Annotated in this window: 16 protein-coding genes; 3 read left to right on the top strand and 13 right to left on the bottom strand. The window is 66.0% G+C overall.

Annotation, left to right across the window (positions count from 1 at the left end; genetic code table 11):
• Position 1: 1 nt before the first annotated feature.
• The 13 genes from ACH2AT_RS01610 to ACH2AT_RS01550 form a co-directional block, all read right to left on the bottom strand.
• Positions 2 to 1,060: a GH25 family lysozyme gene (locus tag ACH2AT_RS01610; RefSeq protein WP_394963001.1), complete on the bottom strand. Its 1,059-nt coding sequence runs from the start codon at positions 1,058 to 1,060 to the stop codon at positions 2 to 4.
• 9 nt (positions 1,061 to 1,069) lie between these two features.
• A complete protein-coding gene (locus ACH2AT_RS01605; RefSeq protein WP_394962999.1) occupies positions 1,070 to 2,281 on the bottom strand; it encodes a hypothetical protein in 1,212 nt (403 codons plus the stop codon).
• An 18-nt stretch (positions 2,282 to 2,299) separates the two neighbouring features.
• Positions 2,300 to 4,168, bottom strand: a complete 1,869-nt coding sequence (locus tag ACH2AT_RS01600) for a hypothetical protein (protein ID WP_394962996.1) — start codon at positions 4,166 to 4,168, stop codon at positions 2,300 to 2,302.
• Position 4,169: 1 nt separating this feature from the next.
• Complete coding sequence (locus tag ACH2AT_RS01595) at positions 4,170 to 4,778, bottom strand: hypothetical protein (protein WP_394962994.1); 609 nt, start codon at positions 4,776 to 4,778, stop codon at positions 4,170 to 4,172.
• Positions 4,775 to 6,661, bottom strand: a complete 1,887-nt coding sequence (locus ACH2AT_RS01590) for a hypothetical protein (protein ID WP_394962992.1) — start codon at positions 6,659 to 6,661, stop codon at positions 4,775 to 4,777. The genes ACH2AT_RS01595 and ACH2AT_RS01590 overlap by 4 nt, the downstream gene beginning before the upstream one ends.
• Positions 6,662 to 6,724: 63 nt before the next feature.
• Complete coding sequence (locus tag ACH2AT_RS01585) at positions 6,725 to 7,726, bottom strand: Mu-like prophage major head subunit gpT family protein (protein WP_394962990.1); 1,002 nt, start codon at positions 7,724 to 7,726, stop codon at positions 6,725 to 6,727.
• Positions 7,727 to 7,744: 18 nt separating this feature from the next.
• On the bottom strand, positions 7,745 to 8,128 hold the full coding sequence (locus tag ACH2AT_RS01580) for a hypothetical protein (protein ID WP_394962988.1): 384 nt from the start codon (positions 8,126 to 8,128) through the stop codon (positions 7,745 to 7,747).
• Between the two features lie 4 nt (positions 8,129 to 8,132).
• Positions 8,133 to 8,690, bottom strand: coding sequence for a hypothetical protein (locus ACH2AT_RS01575; protein WP_394962986.1), 558 nt, complete (start codon positions 8,688 to 8,690; stop codon positions 8,133 to 8,135).
• A 30-nt stretch (positions 8,691 to 8,720) separates the two neighbouring features.
• Positions 8,721 to 8,849 (bottom strand): hypothetical protein, encoded by a 129-nt coding sequence (locus ACH2AT_RS01570; protein ID WP_394962984.1) that lies wholly within the window; start codon positions 8,847 to 8,849, stop codon positions 8,721 to 8,723.
• Positions 8,846 to 9,013 carry a hypothetical protein gene (locus tag ACH2AT_RS01565; protein WP_394962982.1) on the bottom strand — a complete coding sequence of 56 codons (168 nt, stop codon included), beginning with the start codon at positions 9,011 to 9,013 and terminating at the stop codon, positions 8,846 to 8,848. The genes ACH2AT_RS01570 and ACH2AT_RS01565 overlap by 4 nt, the downstream gene beginning before the upstream one ends.
• A 23-nt stretch (positions 9,014 to 9,036) precedes the next feature.
• Positions 9,037 to 10,542: a hypothetical protein gene (locus ACH2AT_RS01560; protein ID WP_394962980.1), complete on the bottom strand. Its 1,506-nt coding sequence runs from the start codon at positions 10,540 to 10,542 to the stop codon at positions 9,037 to 9,039.
• Positions 10,523 to 10,897, bottom strand: coding sequence for a hypothetical protein (locus ACH2AT_RS01555; protein WP_394962978.1), 375 nt, complete (start codon positions 10,895 to 10,897; stop codon positions 10,523 to 10,525). Before ACH2AT_RS01555 ends, ACH2AT_RS01560 begins: the two co-directional genes overlap by 20 nt.
• Before the next feature lie 139 nt (positions 10,898 to 11,036).
• On the bottom strand, positions 11,037 to 11,234 hold the full coding sequence (locus ACH2AT_RS01550) for a hypothetical protein (protein WP_394962976.1): 198 nt from the start codon (positions 11,232 to 11,234) through the stop codon (positions 11,037 to 11,039).
• Positions 11,235 to 11,479: 245 nt separating this feature from the next.
• Between ACH2AT_RS01550 and ACH2AT_RS01545 the strand changes: the two genes are divergently transcribed.
• From ACH2AT_RS01545 to ACH2AT_RS01535, 3 genes are read left to right on the top strand one after another with little or no spacing between them, the layout of a single operon-like run.
• Positions 11,480 to 11,815 (top strand): helix-turn-helix domain-containing protein, encoded by a 336-nt coding sequence (locus tag ACH2AT_RS01545; RefSeq protein ID WP_394962975.1) that lies wholly within the window; start codon positions 11,480 to 11,482, stop codon positions 11,813 to 11,815.
• A gap of 29 nt (positions 11,816 to 11,844) precedes the next feature.
• Complete coding sequence (locus ACH2AT_RS01540) at positions 11,845 to 12,291, top strand: ImmA/IrrE family metallo-endopeptidase (RefSeq protein ID WP_394962973.1); 447 nt, start codon at positions 11,845 to 11,847, stop codon at positions 12,289 to 12,291.
• On the top strand, positions 12,288 to 12,932 hold the full coding sequence (locus tag ACH2AT_RS01535; protein WP_394962971.1) for a phosphatase PAP2 family protein: 645 nt from the start codon (positions 12,288 to 12,290) through the stop codon (positions 12,930 to 12,932). Before ACH2AT_RS01540 ends, ACH2AT_RS01535 begins: the two co-directional genes overlap by 4 nt.
• Positions 12,933 to 13,052: the final 120 nt, after the last annotated feature.

Here is a 13,052-nt window from a genome sequence, read left to right as displayed (position 1 = left end):
TTCATCCCGCCAGCGCGCCGCCGGCGGCGCGCAGTTTTTCCGCCAGGGCGGCCAGCTGTTCCGTCTGCGCCGCCTGACTCTTTTCAATGCGCCCCAGTGCCGCCAGCACCTCCGACTGCTCTGCGCCACCCGTTCCCTCTTCCGGGCCGGAGGGCACGGCATAGTCCTCGCAGAAAAGGCCCAGGGCCAGCGCCCTGCCCGCCACCGCGTCCCGGCTGGCGGAGTCCATGGGGCCCACGATGAGATAGTCGTCCGCGTCCACCGCAGGCGCGTTCAGGCTCTCCGCCAAAGCGCGGAGAGCGGCCCGGTCCCCCACAGAAACGGGGCCGATCTTCAATGTATCCGACACAAACACAGGCGTTTCCTCCTCCTCTTCGCTGGGCTGGAAATAGATCCAGTCCCGGTCCACATTGGCGCTGCCCGCGCCGTATTTTGCGCCGTAGCCGATGCGCCCGAACTGCCAGCCGCAGAGCTTGCGGCCCAGACTGCGGGTGTACTCGCCCCAGGCAGTGTTCACATCCTCAAGGGCCCTGCAGCCGTCGAAGTCCGGGTCGTAAGGGTCGGCGTAATAATAGGCCAGCCACACCGGGCAGTTCAGCTGATCTGTCACAAGGCGGCTTTTGGCCCAGCTGGCAGAACAGTAAACGCAGGGGGCATAACCCGCCGCACGAATCCTTGCGGCGGCCTCGTTGAGCAGCGCGGTGTTCTGTGCCGGGGCCAGGGCCATGGTCTGCCCCGCCTCCAGTTCCTGATCCAGCGCCACCCAGCTGGTGATGCCCCGCCCTTGCAGCGTTTCCAGCAGCGCGTCGATCTGCCCGCTCAGAAGGGTGCGGGCGGTCTCAGCACTGCCCTTGTTTTTATTGTAGTAGTGGTGGGTCAGAAAGATGTACGCCCCCACCCGAAGGCCCTCTGCCCGGCAATCGGCGGCAAACCGCTCGAACCGCACGTCCCGCGCGCCGCCGTAGGCCGCCCGCAGGATGACCGTGGAAATCCCCGCCGCCCGCGCTGCCGACGGCGAAAAAGTGTTTTGGTGCTTTGAGATATCCAGTGCTTTCTCCATTTGCCCTCCTCAATCCAGCTTCCAGATGGCAAGCGTACCGCCCCTCTGCGAGGTGTACTGGCTCATCACGTAGCTTTCGCCGGCCTCGAACGTTCTGATCTGATTTGCGGGGATATTGGTGCTCACATTGTTGAATACCACCGCCATGCCTTTGAACGCCTTTACGATGCGAATGGTGATGTTGTTGTCCGCCGCAACGGAATAGGTCACATATTCCGTGATCGTGTTCTTGTACTGGGACGGCGTCCAACATTGACTGGCATAATACATCGTGATCGCGAACTGGGGCTCCTGTTCGATGGAATGCAGCTGGCCCGTTACCTCCTTCGCAGTTCCATCAAACAGTGTCACTCCTGCCCGGATGTTTTCGGGGATGAGCTTTGCCTTGTCGGCGGCAGTCAGCCCATCCCCGCCCTTAAAATTTAAGGTCTCGCCATCGAACACAAAGCTGACCCACCTGCCGTTCCAGGGGCTGCCCGCCATGGCCCGCGCCGCCTCTTCGGTGCCGAGGTAAGCTTCCGCCGGCTCCCCGTTCACCGTGAAGGTGTCGCCCGCCTCCACATCGGCGGTGAGAAGGGCACGCCCGTTGGCGCCTTTGCCGGTGAATTCGTGCACCGCGCCGCTTTTTGAATGGGTGTAGACCTTCACGCCGTCGTCCGCCGCCGCGGCGGTGAGGGCCGCGTCCGCGGTGAGAGCCCGGTCCACAGCCCCCGCCTCGCCTTTGGCAGCATAGACACTTTTTTCCATGTGGCCCGCGCCGGCCACCGCCTGGCCGATGGCGGCAAACACATCTTTTTTCTGCCCGGTGGGGTCATACACCGCCTGGGCCATGTCGCCGGCGCCGATCTCCACCACCCGCTGGGCGATGGCCGCGTCGGTCTCCTCTTTGGTGTAGGCCCCGGCCTGGGCGGCGGTGACCGCGTGGGGGTTGTCGATGCGGGCGGCGTGCGCGCCGCTTTTGTTCAGGGCCGCCTCCAACGTCCCCTGCACCGTGGCGGGCGTGTCCTCCGGCAGGCCCGCAGGCACGGCGGCCCCAAGGCCTGCCGCGGCGCTCTGGGCTTCCAGCTGTTCCGACAGCCGGTTGAAGGCCGGCACGATCACGTCCCTCGGCAGCTCATCCAGGATGCGCTGCATCTCGGCGGTGTCCACGCCGGGCGTATCCGGACGGCCAAGGTTGCCTTTTCCCAGCAGGTCGCCGTCGGTGATGCGCTCAAATGCCATTGCATTGCTCCTTTCCTGTCATCCTTTGTAGTTTCCGTTCTCGGTGAATTCCAGCGCCCAGGCCATCAGGCCGAAGGGCTCGTTGAGCTCGTCGTTCTCAAAGCGGAATCGCGCCTTGTCCACCCGCTTGATGCGCAGCTTGCCGTGCAGGGTCTTGGTGGTGCTGTCGTTGGAGTAGGTGAACTTGGAATAGCACCAGCGCCGGTAGCTGAGATACCGCGCCTTGCGCTCCTCTTTGCGCACCAGGCGCCAGCCGCCCCGTTTCTGCGCCCACACCGCCACGCTGGTGGCCGCCGCCGGGGTGAGCTGCACCGCAAAGCGGCAGAAGCTTTTGTTTTTGTAGAACAGCTTGCCGCCCAGGTCCGGCGTCTCCCACACGGCATGGATGGCCGTGCCGTCGTCGTTGTAGCTCTCGGGCAGGGTGGGGTCGGAATAGAACCGGAACACCCCGCCTTTTTCGTCACCGAAGAACAGCTGGTCTCCGTCGGTCCAGATGCTCGAAGCGGAAATGCCGGTGCGGTAAAAGCAGGCGTACTGGCGGGTGCTGTAGGGCTCGCCGCTGCGTACCCCCAGGTCCTGCATGCCGTCCAGGATGTAGGCTTTGCCGTTAAGGCACAGCCAGTAAAGATCCCGGTGCACCGCTGCCGAAGCCGCCGCAAGCCCTGTTTCTTTTGTGAGGGCGCCGTTTAGATAGTAGCTGCGGTTCTGGCTGTAGCGCTCGCCGCTGATGTCGCTGGGGGTGACGGCGTAGACGCCCAGCGCCGTGAGGAACACCGGCTCCGAGGCAAGATAGGCAAAGCTGCCCTTGGCCACCGCGCCGGGCCCCTGCAGCGTGTTCACGATGGGAAAGGCGGGCTCGTCGTCCACCAGGTCGCCCCGGCGCAGGATGACGTTGCGCTCGGTCTCGCCCGCGTCCTTGTGGGCGGCCAGATAGTTCTCGATGACCGAGTAGCCCATCACCGCCCCCGCGCCGCCGCCCAGCACCGAGTAACCGGTGTCCGGCCAGTAGGTGCCGTCGTTCTGGCCGCTGAACCAGTCGTAGTTGGGAAGATCCGGGTTGCCGGACAAAAACAGCCGGTCCGCCGCGCCGCCCACGCCGAACAGCGCGCCCACGTCGCACTTGTTGATGCGGTCGGCATAGCCCGTCACCGTGCGGGCGGCGGTGATCTCCACGTTGTCCTCGCCGGTGACCGGGCTTTTGCCGGGGGCCGTCTCAAAGGTCACCTGCCCCGTCTCCCGGTCCACCGTGAAGTCCTCGCCTTCGGTCAGCTCCTGCCACTCGCCGGTCTTTTCCAACAGGCGCACGGTCACCGGCGTCTCATCCAGGCCCGAAAAGCTCATGCAATAGACGGTATCCGCCTCGGTGCCGGCAAAGCGCTCGGTGAATTTGGGCTGCAAAAGATTCAGCGGCTCGTACTGCACGCCGCCCCCCGCCGGGGGCCGGGCGATGGTGAACAGCGGCACCTTGGCCATCGCGGCGGCGGGCTGCACCGTCTCGCCATCGTACACCAGCAATGCCTTGCCGTCGGCGATGAACAGCCGCCCGTCCAACAGCCAGCTGCGGCTGGCGGAATCCGCCATGCCCTCGTACACCTGCTCGGGCTCACCCTGCCAGTCGCGGGCGATGCGGAACAGCGCCTCGCCCGCGTGCACCAGCGCCTCATCCTTGAAAAAGTGGCAGCCGTGCACCGCGCCTGACAGAGTGGCGATGCGCTGATAGCCCATGCACTTGCGCACCTTGCCGGGCACATCCCGGATCATGTTGTCGCCGCAGGGGCTCTGCTCCTTGGCCACGTTGCCGGGGTCGTTGGTCATGTCCACGCCCAACAGCCGGTCCACGCACAAAACGCTGCGGGACGGCTGGGCGGGCACTGCAAACCGGGCCATCTCACCACCACCCCGTGGCGCAGGTGAATTCGCCCCCCACCTCGCCGCTGTCCGCCCGCTGGAGCAGGCTGAAGGCCACCTCGAATTCGTTGCGGTACATGGTGGCCAGGGTGACGTCGTCGTCCTTGTAGAGCTGGCTGGCCATGTAGAGGGGCAGCAGCACCGCCACCTCCGGGTCCAGGGGCAGCTCCTCATCGTCCGCCGTGGCGTGGGTCACCGGCTGGGGCCAGGCGTTGTAATAGAGGGCCAGCTTTCCGCCCGGCTGGTTTGTCAGCACCAGATACCGCCCGGCCACCAGCTTCGCCCCCCGCACCGGCACCGGCGCGCCCGTCTCGTCGAAGGCGTAGATCTCCAGCTGCTCGATGCGGTAAAGGTCGGGCGCGGCCGCCTTCAGGTCCACGGTGCGGGTCGCCCCCACCGCGCCCGGCTCAAGTTCCAGGCACCGGCGCAGATACTTGCCCGCGGTGCACAAAAGCTGCAGCCCCTCGTTGGCCGCTTGGGGCATGGCGTTGATGTATTCGCTGACGCTGTCGTCCGCCTCGTTGATGGAAAGGCCCTCGGCGCTGAACATCTTCTGCAGCGTGGCCAGCTTCACTTCCTTCCAGGTCACGGCGTGCTCCCTCCTTCCCCGGGCAGGGCGTTCTGCCCGCCCTGCTCCTGTTCCATCTGCTGGCCCACGCTGGCCTTCATGGCCTCGGCATGGGGATAGCCGGTCTCGGCCAGCAGGCTCCACAGCCGGTAGAGGCTGGCCGTCTTGCCCAGCGGCCCGAAGGCTCCCGCCTGATACTTCTGGTCGATCATGGACCAGAGTGTCTCCCGGTTGGAGGCCAGGTTGGAGGCCGGGTCCACATCAAAAAGAAACTCGTCGTTCCAGTAAAGCTGGCCCGCCGCGTCCCGCTTCAAAAACTCGTAGCGGTCAAAATGGGCGTATTCCACCGTGCCGTCCGGCCCGCGCAGGGTCATGGGATAGGGCTCGTCGGCGTAGGCCAGCATGAACTGGAACATCAGCTTGTAGAGCCGGGCGTAGGCCTGGTTTTTCATCTCCCGCTTGGACTGCAGCCGCCCCGCCGACTGGTTGGCGGAGAACTGCTTTGCCACGCCGCTGGTGGCCGAAGAGTCGTATTTGCCCTGGAAGGCGTCGGTGATGCCCAGGGTGCTCTTGGCCCAGCTGTAGTTCACCTCCAGCATCTGCTGGTCGCGGCTGGTGTCCGGCTGGATGTTCAGCACGCTGATGAGGGCCTTGTCCGCCGGGTTTTTCAGCCGGATGATCTTCAGCTCCCGGTCGGTGGTCTCGATGTTCACCCCCTGGGGCAGGGTGACGTAGCTGCCGCCCTTGAGCAGCTTTTCCTGAATTTTGGTGCCGTATTTGTTGATGGCCACCTGCTGGTCCTCCACCGCGTCCACGTCGCTGGCCCCCAGCAGCTGGCCGAACAGGCGCACGTTGCGCCGCAGCACCAGCGGATAGCGCCGGGGGCGGTAGGCGGGCACCACCGTGGGCCGCACCTCGCCCGGCATCAGGATGACCTCGCCGGTGGCTTCGTCCCGCTGCAAAGTGCCGTCCGGGTTCACCACCGGACGCGCCGGGCCCTCGCTCACCGCTGCCAGCACCTCGCCGCCGGGCAGGCTCACGTCATGGGGCAGGGCCTGCCTGAGCACCGGCTCGCAGCGGGCGCTTTTCGCCCCGCACGCCGGGCAGCGGGCGGCCTTTCCGCCCCGGGGCGGTTCCACCGGCGCGCCGCACCCGGCGCACACCCACAGGCGGCGGGCCTGGTAGTCCTCCATGTCCTCCAGGGTCACATCCCCCACCCAGCTGAAGCATCCCACGCCCCCCGCGCCGTTGCGGTAATAGGCGATGTTCTGGGTCACAAGGCCCTCCACGGCGCCGTCCTCCGCCGAAGTGCGTGCGGCTGCGTCGCTCTCCCCCTCCTCCGGCAGCTGAACGCCGTAGCGCTTTTCCAGCGCGCGGCGGCTCTGGCTCACCAGCACGAAGAGGTAGTCCATCTTTTCCAGGTCATACACTCCCGGCTGGGGAATGACCTGTTTCGGGTGGCGCAGTTCCACCGAGAGGTCGCCCATCTGGCAGTGGAAGCCCCCTTCCGGGTCCCATTCCACGTGCCAGAAGGCCCCGCCCTGGATGGGCACGGTGCGCTCCTGCTCGTCGTTCAGTTCCTTGAAGTTGTGCTGGCGGATCTGGGCCAGCAGCATGGCCTCGGCTTTTTTGGCCAGCTGCCGATCCTCCGGGTGCACCGCGGTGACCCGGGGCTGGGGAATGCTGGCGTCCACCTGGCTCTCGATGAGCTCATAGATGATGTTGCGCACGTTGCCCGCCGCCTTGGCCACGCCGCCTCCCGCCGCCGGGATCTGCCGGGTGCCTTTGTAGCAGTCTTCCCGGCGGTCCATCCGCGCGCGCTTTTCCGCGTACTGGCGGCGGGCGTCGTCCAGCCGGGCCTGCCAGAAGGCGCGGCGCCTTCTTTCCTGTCCTTTTTCCTTCATGTTTCACCTCCGTGCCAGGCGGCGGGGCGCTTTGCGCCCCGCCGCACCGTGGGAAAAGCGGTTTCAGGCGGAGAGTTCCGTGCCCTCCACACCCTCGCCGCAGATGGCGATGCAGCGCCAGTTGTTGAAGCCCGCGCCGAAGCGGGCGCGGCCCTTGATGACATTGGCGTCGGTGTTCATGTCGATGTCGCTGCGCACGCTCAGGGGCACGCGGTCCAGCCAGGGCAGGCACTCATAGTTGTCCTTGAACTGGCTGTCCATCAGCAGGAAGTAGGGCTTGCCGCCGATGGCGGTGGGCAGGTACGGCCAGACGATGACGTTCCACAGGCCACACTGGAAGTTGAGGGCGTTGCTGGAGGTGTTGGGGTCAAGATCGCTGCCCACTACCGCCAGCACCGCGCGCTTGAGGCTGCCCACGTTGGGGATGATGATGGTGTCGGGGGCCACGTTCAACAGGTTGCCGTCGTCGTCGGTGAAAGCCTGCATCTTCTCCTGCACCGCGTCCAGCATCTCGGTGGAAAAGGCGCCCTTGAAGCGGTTGGACTGGGTCATGCCCTTTTTGGTGATGCTGGGATGGGCGGTGTTGAACAGGGACACACCGTCGGCGCTGGTGGTGGAATAGGTCTTGCCGCCGAACTTCACGGAGTTCTCCAGACCGCCGGACACCAGGCTGGCGGCGAACTTCTCGCGGGTGCGGTTGTAGCTGGTGGTGAAGATGTTGGCGCGGCGGCGCACCTTGCCGATCTTCGCGTCCTCCACCATCTCCTGGGTGACCTCAAAGCTGGACTTCCAGGTGGTGGGCTCGATGACCTTGGAGTAGCCCTCCCGCATGCTGATCTTGGGGTAGGCGCCGTTCTCGCCCACGTCGGCGAAGTCGCCCAGGCTCGTCTCGCTGGTGTACTTCTCGGCGTAGTTCTTGGTGGTGTCCATGCTGAACACCTTGTCCACGGCGCTGAACTGCTGGAAGGCCTCCACGCCGCTCTCGATCATGGCCTTGATGGGGGCCTGGCTCTTGCCGAACACCGAGTCGGCAACGCCGGACCCCTGGCTGAAGATGATGCTCATACTCTCCCTCTCCTTTCCTTACACAGAGGCTGCCGCGGGCTCGAAGTAACCCCGCACCAGGGCGCTGCCGTCGGCCCAGGTCACGGTGAAGGGGCCGTTCGCGGTGGTGGTCACGCCGTCGGCGGTCTCGTTCAGCTGCAGGGTGGTGCCCACCTTGTCGGCGGCCACCGCACCGGAGGCTTCGGTCTCAAAGATGGTGGTGGGCAGCGCGCGGATGACCGGGTAATCGCCGTCCTCCCGCTTGACGCCCGCCACGATGTAGGCGGGCTTTTCCGCCGCGCCGCACTTGGCCAGCTGGCCGGAAGCCACCTTGGCGGCGCTGCCAAGGGTCAGCCCCTCCGCGCCGGGCAGATACTCAAAGGGCTCCACGTCGCCGATGGCCCGCTTGTAGATACGAAACATGCTCTCACACTCCTTGCTTGTAGCTGCGGTGGAAGGCCGCGATCTGGGCGCGGGTCCACCGCGGGTTGTACTGGCGGTAGTTGCGGATGATCTCGTCGGTGAGGCCGTCCTCCGCCGCCTGGCCGCCGCCCACCGGGGCCAGATGCTCCTTGGCCCGCACGTCGTTGATGGCCGCCTGCCGGGCCGCGGCCGCCTGCTGGCGGCCCAGCCGGTCAAAGCAGGCCAGCTTGTAGGCGTCGCTGATGGCCATGCCGCTCTTCACCAGCTGGTCAAAGCGGCCGAACTCCGGCTGGGCGCGCAGGTCCGCCAGGCCCTTCACCGCCGGGTCCACCGCCTGGATGATGCGCAGCTGCTCGTCCAGCAGCCGCCGGCCCCGGGCCAGCTCCTGCTCCAGGGCAAACTGGGCCAGCGGCGTGCCCGGCAGCGTCTGCGCCGCCAAAGGGCCTTCGTCTTCCCCGCTCTTTGCCGGGGGCAGTTCTGCCGGGGCGGCGTCGGTCGCGGCGCTTTCCTCCTGTGCGTCGGGCGTTTCCTGTTCCGGCAGGGCGCGCTCTTCGCTCTCCATGGGCTTTCCTCCTTTCCCTCTTCGCCTGCATCACTGCTTGCCCTTGGCCTGCGCGCCGGCGCGCAGGTCGCCGCCCTTGGCCTTCACCGGCTTTTTGCCGGGGCAGACCTTGGGGGCCTTCACCATCTGACCGCCCTTGTTGTTGATCTCCAGCTTCATTGTTTCACCTCCTTTCGCTTGGCTTCACCTGCCTGTTTTTCCGCCATCACCCGCCCGGCGGCGGGGCAGCGGCGGTTGCGGCAGGCCAGCCGCAGCACCGCGCCCTGAGGGCCTGCGGTGCGGCTCTGCACCGTCATTTCGATGCCGCACTGGGGGCAGCGCATCCACATCACCTCCTTTCCTGTTTTCAGCCCCACGGGTCGCCGTAGCGCCGCAGAAGGTATGCCCTGCCCTCCTCGTCGGCGTTCTCGTAGTCCTCATAGAGGTCCGGCTCCCACACCGCCCGCGCCGCCTTTGCACCTGGGGCGGCGGGGTTTTTCCACCACACGCAGAAATAGCGCAGGCTGTCCACGTCATGGGTCAGGTCATGGGGCGTCTTTGCATAAACGTCGGGGTTGTGCTCGTCCTTCTGGATGCGCGCAAGGCAGCGCCACAGGTTCGGCACATCCCCCAGGGTCATGGCGGGCGCGCCTTCCGGCCCCGGGGCCAGCCACTCCTTCATGGCGGCGCACCCGGCGGCGAAATCCCGGCTGCTGCGGGTGAGCACAAGGCCCGCCTCGCTGAACAGCTGGGCGCGGCTGCGCCCGCTCTCCTGGCTGCGGTTCCACAGGTCCGGCGGGGCCAGCACCAGTTCGATGTCCTCCCCCTCACAGCGCTCCAGCACCGCCCGCGCCGCCTGGCCGATGGTCAGGTCCGGCGCGTCGAACTCCCGGTAGACCACCGCCCTGCCCGCCTCGTCCACCGCAATCCAGTGGGCGCTGAGCATGTCCAGGCCGTAGTCGATGGCCACATAGCGGCGGGCGTTCTGCGCCGGGGGGCCCGCCTTGTGGGAAGCCTCGCTCACCTCCGGGAAGAAGGCCCCGCCCGGCACGGTGAGGGCCTCCTCCACGCTGGCGGGGTACTCCTGCAGGGTGCGGTCCCGCCCCAGCGCCGCCAGGGTGCGTTTGTACCAGGCTTTGTTTCGCCTCGGGTCCGCCGACCAGGGCAGGAACAGCTTGTAAAAGCCGTTGCCCCGCCCGGTGAAAATTTCTTCGAACAGCGTGCCCCGCTTGATGGTGGAAAGGCCGATCACCCGGCCGCCCTCCGGGCGGTTCACCACCGGGAAGGCCGAGGCCCATATTTCCCGGGCGAACTGCTGGAAGGCCCACTCGTCGATGATGATGAGATCGGCGGTGAAGCTGCGCCCCACGCTGGGCCCGGAGGGGAACGCCTGGAACACTCCGGGCGGCGCACCGGGAAAGCGCAGGGTGACGCGCAGGGCGGTAACCTCGAACGCCGCCCCCTGCCAGCCGGGGGGCGCGCCGGCCACAGGCTGGGCGAACTCCGGCATGTACCGCAGCATCACCCCCAGCCGCCGCACCAGTTCCTTTGCCTCCTCCTCCGAGCGGGAGAGGCCCACCACCGTGCGCCCCGGCCACAGCACCAGAAGCCGCGCCGCCTCCGCCAGCGCCAGCCAGGTGAAACCCAGCTGCCGCGCCTTCAGCACCGCGCACAGGCGGTGGTCCGCGAAAGCCTTCAGCGCCTTTTTCTGCCCCGGCCAGAGGAGGAAGGGGGCGATGAGGTCGGGGGCGTCCTTGTCCTCGATGTGGCAGTAGTTCTCCACAAAATACACCGGGTCTTTGCGGCAGTAATCCCGCTCCGCCCGGCGCAGCGCCGCCAGCCGGGCGGCGCTGTCAGCCTTCCCGCGCGGCATCGGCCTGCTCCAGACGGCGCATCAGCTTTTGCAGCAGCGCCCGGTCCCCGTCGGAAAGGCCCGCCGTCCCCGGGCCCTCCGCCTCCGGCTTGTCCCCCGCGCAGTCCCGCACGAAGGTGGCGGCCCGGGTGTCGCCGTTCATGGCCTTCTGCAGCTGCACCAGCATCATCAGCTGGTAAAGGTCCGGCTGGCCGCCCTGCTCCTGCCCCAGCTCCTGGGCCACCGATTGCAGCACCCCGAAGTCCGCCGCGCCGGCGGGCAGCCTGCGGGCCAGCAGCTCCCGGCAGATGGACCGGGCGGTGTGCTCCTCCGCTTTTCTTGCCCGGCGCTTCACCGTGCGTTTCTTTTCTTCCATTCCCCTTCCTCCTTCTGCCGGAAACAGCTGGGCAGCACGCATGTTTCCCCTGCCTTTCGCCAGCGGCATCCCCGGCAGGGGTCCGCCTGCGTCTTTTTCTTTTGCGCTGCGCGGCCGAACAGGGCGCGCACCGCCCGCATCAATCGTTTAAAAACCACACCTCCGGCGCCTCCCACACCTCGTATGCCAGCACTTCCCGCCCTTTTCGCGGCGCAAAGCAGCCTTCGCACCCCACAAAAGCGCCCCGCCGCCAGCCCTTTGCCGCCCAGACCACCCGGTCATAGGGCCCCAGCGCCCGCCCGCAGGCCGGGCACACGCCCCAGGGCGGATCATTCATCCTTTTTATAGGACTGTTGTTCTGGTATCCTTGATATGGCAGAGCCTTCCGACCTCCCTTCTTTGATAATTGACTTTGGTTAGCATTTGCGGTAGAATGTAATCGTTCCATCGTCTACATCCGCCGATTTGCTAACTTTGGTTAGGCTTTGCCCTTATATTATCTCACCTAAGTTAGATTGTCAAGTACTTTTTCTAACCAATTTTAGATTTTGGCGGTTTGCACAAAAGAAGGGTGTGATTTTTGTGTTTTATGACATCTACAAAGCCTTGTGTGAACAGCGGGGCGTCAGCCTGAGCCGCGCCGCCGCCGAGATCGGCCTGAGCAACGCCACGGTCACCAAGTGGAAGAAGACCGGCGCGGCCCCCGGCGGGGACACGCTGACCAAGGTGGCCGCCTATTTCGGCGTGAGCGTGGACAAGCTGCTGGGCGTGGAGCCTCCCAGCGCCGAAGGGCTGGGGCTGGACGATTTCACCTACGCGCTGTACAGCGAGACCCAGACCCTCACTGAAGAGAACAAGCAAAAACTGTTGGAGATGGCCCGCTTTTTCCGCCAGCAGCAGGAAAAGGAAGGCCGCTGACCTTACCGCCACGGAGCGTGAAGCAGACAATGGAACTTTCCGCACTCTACCGCGACGCCCAGGATCTGGACGCGCGCATCTACCCCTACAACATTGGCTTTGCCGGCGCGGCCACCATCGAAACAGCCGGCCGCTACGGCATCTTTGTGGACTTTGACCGCCTGGGCAGCCTGCAGGAGTTCAAGGCGGCCCTGGCCCACGAACTGGGCCACTGCGCCACCGGCTGCACCCATCGGGTGAGCAGCCCCTACGACCTGGTGTGCCGCCACGAATACAAGGCGAACCGCTGGGCCATCCAGCGGTACCTGCCCTTTGAGGAGCTGCAGCGCGCCATGAGCGCAGGCTACACCGAGCCCTGGCAGCTGGCGGAGTATTTCCAGCTGCCGGAGGCGGCGGTGCGCCGGGCGCTGAACTATTATCTGCGGGTGCGGGGGCTGCGCTTTGCCCCCGGCGCCCAAACGGAGGAAGACCAATGAACCAAACCAAAAACGGGGTGGCGGCTTTTCTGCGCCGCCACCCCGAGACCTGGATCGCCGTGGGCTATTTTGCCTTTTATCTGCTCAGCTTTTTCGCGCTGGAACGCATCACCGAGCCCCGCTTCATCATCCACAGCCGGCTGGACGACCTCATCCCCTTCTGCGAATGGGGCATCATCCCCTATTGCAGCTGGTACCTGCTGCTGGTGGGCGGGCCGGTGTTCTTTCTTTTGAAGGACAAGGGCGATTACCTGCGGCTGTGCTTCATCATGTTCGTGGGCATGACCATCTGCCTGGCCCTTTATGTGGCGCTGCCCACCGGCCTCGATCTGCGGCAGCCCATCCCCCGGGACAACCTGCTCTGCAAGGCGGTGGAGCTGCTGCGCACCGTCGACACCCCCACCAACGTCTGCCCCTCCATCCACATTTCCAGCACGGTGGCGGTGGGCATCGTGACCGTGCGCAGCCGGCTGTTCGCCCGCCGCCGGTGGGTGAAGGCGCTGATGGTGGCGGAATGCCTGGCGATGTGCTGGGCCACCCTGGTGCTGCAGCAGCACTCGGTGTGGGACGTGGCGGCCGGCGCGGCGCTGAGCTTCGCCCTGATGCCCATCGCCTGGAAGCTGTGGCCCCAGAAGGAATGAACAAAAAACGCCCGCGCGTTTCGAAAAGGAAACGCGCGGGCGTCTTTTGAAAAGAAAGGCCCCGGGCAAAAGCCCGGGGCCCCGTTCGCCTGGATCAGGCGTTGGTGTTGTTCTTCAGCA

Source organism: Candidatus Allofournierella excrementigallinarum (assembly GCF_944388085.1).
GTDB classification, from domain to species: Bacteria; Bacillota; Clostridia; order Oscillospirales; family Ruminococcaceae; genus Allofournierella_A; species Allofournierella_A excrementigallinarum.
The sequence above is the reverse complement of the archived record's forward strand: the minus strand, read 5'-3'. Positions and strand labels throughout refer to the sequence as shown.

Excerpts from the sequence above, each read along its gene's own strand:
- ACH2AT_RS01610 (WP_394963001.1), bottom strand. The coding sequence starts at position 1,060 with ATGGAGAAAGCACTGGATATCTCAAAGCACCAAAACACTTTTTCGCCG.
- ACH2AT_RS01605 (WP_394962999.1), bottom strand. The coding sequence starts at position 2,281 with ATGGCATTTGAGCGCATCACCGACGGCGACCTGCTGGGAAAAGGCAAC.
- ACH2AT_RS01600 (WP_394962996.1), bottom strand. The coding sequence starts at position 4,168 with ATGGCCCGGTTTGCAGTGCCCGCCCAGCCGTCCCGCAGCGTTTTGTGC.
- ACH2AT_RS01590 (WP_394962992.1), bottom strand. The coding sequence starts at position 6,661 with ATGAAGGAAAAAGGACAGGAAAGAAGGCGCCGCGCCTTCTGGCAGGCC.
- ACH2AT_RS01585 (WP_394962990.1), bottom strand. The coding sequence starts at position 7,726 with ATGAGCATCATCTTCAGCCAGGGGTCCGGCGTTGCCGACTCGGTGTTC.
- ACH2AT_RS01580 (WP_394962988.1), bottom strand. The coding sequence starts at position 8,128 with ATGTTTCGTATCTACAAGCGGGCCATCGGCGACGTGGAGCCCTTTGAG.
- ACH2AT_RS01575 (WP_394962986.1), bottom strand. The coding sequence starts at position 8,690 with ATGGAGAGCGAAGAGCGCGCCCTGCCGGAACAGGAAACGCCCGACGCA.
- ACH2AT_RS01570 (WP_394962984.1), bottom strand. The coding sequence starts at position 8,849 with ATGAAGCTGGAGATCAACAACAAGGGCGGTCAGATGGTGAAGGCCCCC.
- ACH2AT_RS01565 (WP_394962982.1), bottom strand. The coding sequence starts at position 9,013 with ATGCGCTGCCCCCAGTGCGGCATCGAAATGACGGTGCAGAGCCGCACC.
- ACH2AT_RS01560 (WP_394962980.1), bottom strand. The coding sequence starts at position 10,542 with ATGCCGCGCGGGAAGGCTGACAGCGCCGCCCGGCTGGCGGCGCTGCGC.
- ACH2AT_RS01555 (WP_394962978.1), bottom strand. The coding sequence starts at position 10,897 with ATGGAAGAAAAGAAACGCACGGTGAAGCGCCGGGCAAGAAAAGCGGAG.
- ACH2AT_RS01550 (WP_394962976.1), bottom strand. The coding sequence starts at position 11,234 with ATGAATGATCCGCCCTGGGGCGTGTGCCCGGCCTGCGGGCGGGCGCTG.
- ACH2AT_RS01540 (WP_394962973.1), top strand. The coding sequence starts at position 11,845 with ATGGAACTTTCCGCACTCTACCGCGACGCCCAGGATCTGGACGCGCGC.
- ACH2AT_RS01535 (WP_394962971.1), top strand. The coding sequence starts at position 12,288 with ATGAACCAAACCAAAAACGGGGTGGCGGCTTTTCTGCGCCGCCACCCC.